Source organism: Bradyrhizobium sp. (assembly GCF_049586575.1).
GTDB lineage: Bacteria > Pseudomonadota > Alphaproteobacteria > Rhizobiales > Xanthobacteraceae > Bradyrhizobium.
This window is the reverse complement of the sequence record NZ_JBAVCF010000046.1, coordinates 1-4,121: the sequence shown is the minus strand read 5'-3', so window position 1 is coordinate 4,121 and position 4,121 is coordinate 1. Positions and strand designations below refer to the sequence as shown.

Sequence of the window (4,121 nt, the reverse complement as noted above, 5' to 3'; positions counted from 1 at the left end):
GGCGATTTCCAATGGAAAACCTTCGACGAGAATACGGCGGCTGCGATGTGCTACACGTCTGGCACCACGGGCGATCCCAAGGGGGTGCTGTATTCGCACCGCTCCAACGTCCTGCACGCGCTGATGGCCAATACCGGCGATTCGCTCGGCGCTTGCGCCAGCGACACGATGCTCCCGGTGGTTCCGCTGTTCCATGCCAATAGCTGGGGCATCGCGTTCTCGGCACCCTCGATGGGAACCAAGCTGGTGCTGCCAGGCGCGAAGCTCGACGGCGCCTCTGTCTTCGAGCTTCTGGAAACCGAAAAGGTTACCCACACCGCCGGCGTTCCCACGGTGTGGCTGATGCTGCTCAATCACATGACCGCCAACAAGCTGAAGCTGCCGCATTTGCGCTTCGTGGTGTGCGGCGGCTCGGCGATGCCGCGCTCGATGATCAAGGCGTTCACCGATATGGGCGTGACCGCGCGACACGCCTGGGGCATGACCGAGATGAGCCCAATCGGCACGCTGGCCGCGCTCAAGCCGCCGTTCGATCAGCTTGGCGGCGAGGAGGCGCTCGACATCCTGCAGACCCAAGGCTACCCGCCGTTCGGCGTGCAGATGAAAATCACCGACGATGCAAACAAGGACCTGCCATGGGACGGCAAGACCTTTGGCCGCCTCAAGGTCGCAGGGCCCGCGGTCGCCAAGGCCTATTACCGAGTTGACGCCAGCATCATCGACGAGACCGGGTTTTTCGATACCGGCGACGTCGCCACCATCGATCCGCAGGCCTATATGCGGATCACCGACCGCTCCAAGGACGTGATCAAATCCGGTGGCGAGTGGATTTCGTCGATCGATCTGGAAAATCTGGCTGTCGGCCATCCGTCGGTCGCGGAGGCTGCGGTGATCGGCGTGCATCATCCCAAATGGGACGAGCGTCCCCTGCTCATCGTGCAGCTCAAACAGGGGCAGAACGCGACGCGGGAAGATATCCTGAAATTCATGGACGGCAAGATCGCCAAGTGGTGGATGCCCGATGACATCGTGTTCGTCGATGGCATTCCGCACACGGCGACCGGCAAGATCCTGAAGACGGCGCTGCGCGAGCAATTCAAGGCCTACAGTTTCCCGGGAACGTAATGGCAATAACGCGATGGCCGGACTTCCCGGCCATCCGCCCCCTCCCTTGAAATCGGCGCAGGTTCGTGGTCTCAAGCGGGCTAATTGCAAGCGTCGGGCCGGTTCCGGCCCGCTGTCACGAACCCGGCAGAAATCAAGACCATGGCCCGAAGGTTTTCCGCTCCCTATTTGTCGGAGCCCGTGTCGCGGCTGGCGTCATGGTCGAGGAATCTCGCGGTATTTGCCGTGGTGGCAGTGCTGGTCTCGATCATCATCGTTCGCTTCGGCTTTCTCGAAATCAAACCGGCGCTCGCCACCTTCTTCGGGGCTCTCGCCTGCGCTGGTCTCTCGATTCTGGTCGGCCTCATCGGGGCGGCCGCGATCTGGCAGAGCGGCGCACGCGGCGTGAGTCGCATCCTGTTCGCGTTCCTGATCGACGCCCTGCTGCTCGCCTATCCCGCCTATCTCGGCCTGCAATACCGCCGGCTGCCCGCGATCCACGACATTACCACCGACCCGATCGACCCGCCGCGTTTTGAGGCACTGGCGCGGCTGCGCAGCGGCGACGGCGCCAATCCGGCGGTCTATGCCGGCCTCTATTCAGCCGAGCAGCAGCGCACCGCCTATCCCGATATCGAGACTGTCGAACTCGAGCTCCCGGTGCAGCGGGCCTATGAGATCACCTTGCAGCTCGTCACCAAGCGCAAATGGCTTGTGATCGACGAACGCGCTCCGCAGCCGCCGCGGCGGATCGGCCGGATCGAGGCGGTGGCGCGCACGCCGATCATGGGATTTCGCGAAGATGTCGCGATCCGCGTGACCCCCGACGATGAGGATTCGCGCGTCGATATCCGTTCCTCTTCGCGTTATTTCGAGAGCGACCTCGGCAGCAACGCCGCGCGCGTCCGCAAGCTGATCGACGACCTCAATAGCGCGGCCGACAATGACAGCCTCAAGCCGGCCAAGAAGCCGGCTGCGCCCGCGAAAGCGCCCGCCAAAGGGGTGAAGAAATAGGGTAGCGTTTCGATGTTGGTGCGCGCCCTCGCCCCGCTCTTACGGGGGAGAATTTAAGAGCGCGCCGCCAATCGATACGTTCCGCCAATTACCGGGTCGCCGTCGGTCGCGACGATGCCGCGTCCGACCAGATCTTCCAGATGCGCCAGCACGGAGTAGCCGGCGGCATTCATCAGACGTGGATCGATGCCGATATAGATAGCGCGAACGATGGTCGGGATATCCGCCTCGCCTTTCGCGAGGCGGTGCAGGATTGAAGCTTCGCGGGCCTGGCGATGACGGATCAGGAAGCGCACGTAACGCTGTGCATCCGCAATTTCCGGGCCATGGCCGGAGAAATAAAGGTCCTCGCTGCGGGCGGCGAGCTTTTCCAGCGAGGCCATGTAATCGACCATCGAGCCGTCCGGCGGCGCCACGATCGAAGTCGACCATCCCATCACATGATCGCCGACGAACAGCCACTTATGATCGGGCGAGGCGAAAGCGAGATGATTGGCCGTGTGTCCCGAGGTCGCGACCACCTCGAGCTTCCATCCCTCACCTTCGATGATATCGCCGTCCCTGACTTGCGCGTCGGGACGAAACTCGCGGTCGGCGCCCGACTCCGGATTGTGCTTCTCGCTCTCAAAACGCGGCCGCGATGCCCGATGCGGCCCCTCCGCATAGACAAGCGCGCCGGTCGGCCCCTTGATCCGCGGGGTATTCACGGAATGGTCGCGGTGCGTATGAGTGACGAGAATGTGCGTCACGGTTTCGCCGCGCACGGCATCCAGCAGCGCCGCCGCATGCGCCGCGTCGTCAGGGCCAGGGTCGATGATCGCGACCTTGCCGCGGCCGACGATGTAACTCACCGTACCTGTAAAGGTGAAAGGGCTCGGATTGTTGCAAAGAATGCGCCGCACGCCGGGCCGTACTTCCTCGACCACGCCCGGCTTGAGCGGAAAGTTGCGGTTGAATGGGACGTCGTCGGTATTGGCCATGCTTGTTCCTGCGCTTGTCATCCCCCGCGCAGGCGGGGGATCCGGTAAACACCGGCAATCGAGATTGAAACAAAGGCATCTCGAATACTGGATCGTCCGCCTGCCGCCTTCGCTAAAGCTTCGGCGCTCCTGAATCTAGCCCCCGGCGAAGCTTGGCGGAGCCGGGTCGCGGACGATGACAGCAGTCTTCGATGCTATGCCTGCGGCCCTTACGAAAACGCCTGGATGCCGGTGATAGCGCGGCCGAGGATCAGGGCGTGAACGTCGGCGGTGCCTTCATAGGTATTGACGGTTTCCAGGTTCGCGGTGTGGCGCATCACGTGATATTCGATCTGGATTCCGTTGCCGCCATGCATGTCACGCGACGCACGCGCGATATCGAGCGCCTTGCCGCAATTGTTGCGCTTGACGATCGAAATCATCTCGGGCGCCATCTTGCCCTCATCCATCAGCCGCCCAACGCGCAGCGAAGCCTGCAGGCCGAGCGCGATGTCGGTCTGCATGTCCGCGAGTTTCTTCTGGATCAATTGCGTTGCCGCCAGCGGACGGTTGAATTGCTTGCGGTCCAGCGTGTATTGCCGCGCGCGCTGCATGCAGTCTTCCGCGGCACCCATCGCGCCCCAGGAAATGCCGTAGCGGGCGCGGTTGAGGCAGCCGAACGGACCCTTGAGGCCCGAGACATTGGGCAACAGTGCGCTCTCCGGTACCTCGACCCCCTCCATCACCACTTCGCCGGTAACGGAAGCACGGAGCGAGAGCTTGCCGCCGATCTTCGGCGCGGAAAGTCCCTTCATGCCCTTTTCGAGGATGAAACCGCGGATTTGGTTGTTGTGCTCGGCCGACTTTGCCCAGATAACAAACACGTCCGCGATCGGAGCGTTGGAAATCCACATCTTCGAGCCGGTCAGCCGGTAACCGTCGGAGGTTTTCTCCGCGCGGGTTTTCATGCCGCCGGGGTCGGAGCCGGCATCCGGCTCGGTCAGGCCGAAGCAACCAACCCACTCGCCGGTCGCGAGCTTGGGC

Annotated in this window: 4 protein-coding genes; 2 read left to right on the top strand and 2 right to left on the bottom strand. The window is 62.9% G+C overall.

Translation table 11 applies throughout. From position 1 onward, the window contains the following. Positions 1 to 1,125 (top strand): AMP-binding protein (locus WB528_RS01610; protein WP_423886684.1); only part of this gene is annotated, 1,125 nt, incomplete at its 5' end. Positions 1,126 to 1,266: 141 nt separating this feature from the next. Then, the gene (locus WB528_RS01605) at positions 1,267 to 2,118 is read left to right on the top strand and encodes a DUF1499 domain-containing protein (RefSeq protein WP_423886683.1); all 852 of its coding nucleotides are present in this window, start codon (positions 1,267 to 1,269) and stop codon (positions 2,116 to 2,118) included. A gap of 53 nt (positions 2,119 to 2,171) precedes the next feature. Here WB528_RS01605 and WB528_RS01600 read toward each other — a convergent pair whose 3' ends face one another. Together WB528_RS01600 and WB528_RS01595 are read right to left on the bottom strand one after the other, a co-directional pair. Continuing rightward, positions 2,172 to 3,098 carry an MBL fold metallo-hydrolase gene (locus WB528_RS01600; RefSeq protein WP_423886682.1) on the bottom strand — a complete coding sequence of 309 codons (927 nt, stop codon included), beginning with the start codon at positions 3,096 to 3,098 and terminating at the stop codon, positions 2,172 to 2,174. Between the two features lie 209 nt (positions 3,099 to 3,307). After that, positions 3,308 to 4,121, bottom strand: an 814-nt coding sequence (locus WB528_RS01595) for an acyl-CoA dehydrogenase family protein (RefSeq protein ID WP_423886681.1), incomplete at its 5' end; no start/stop codon positions are given.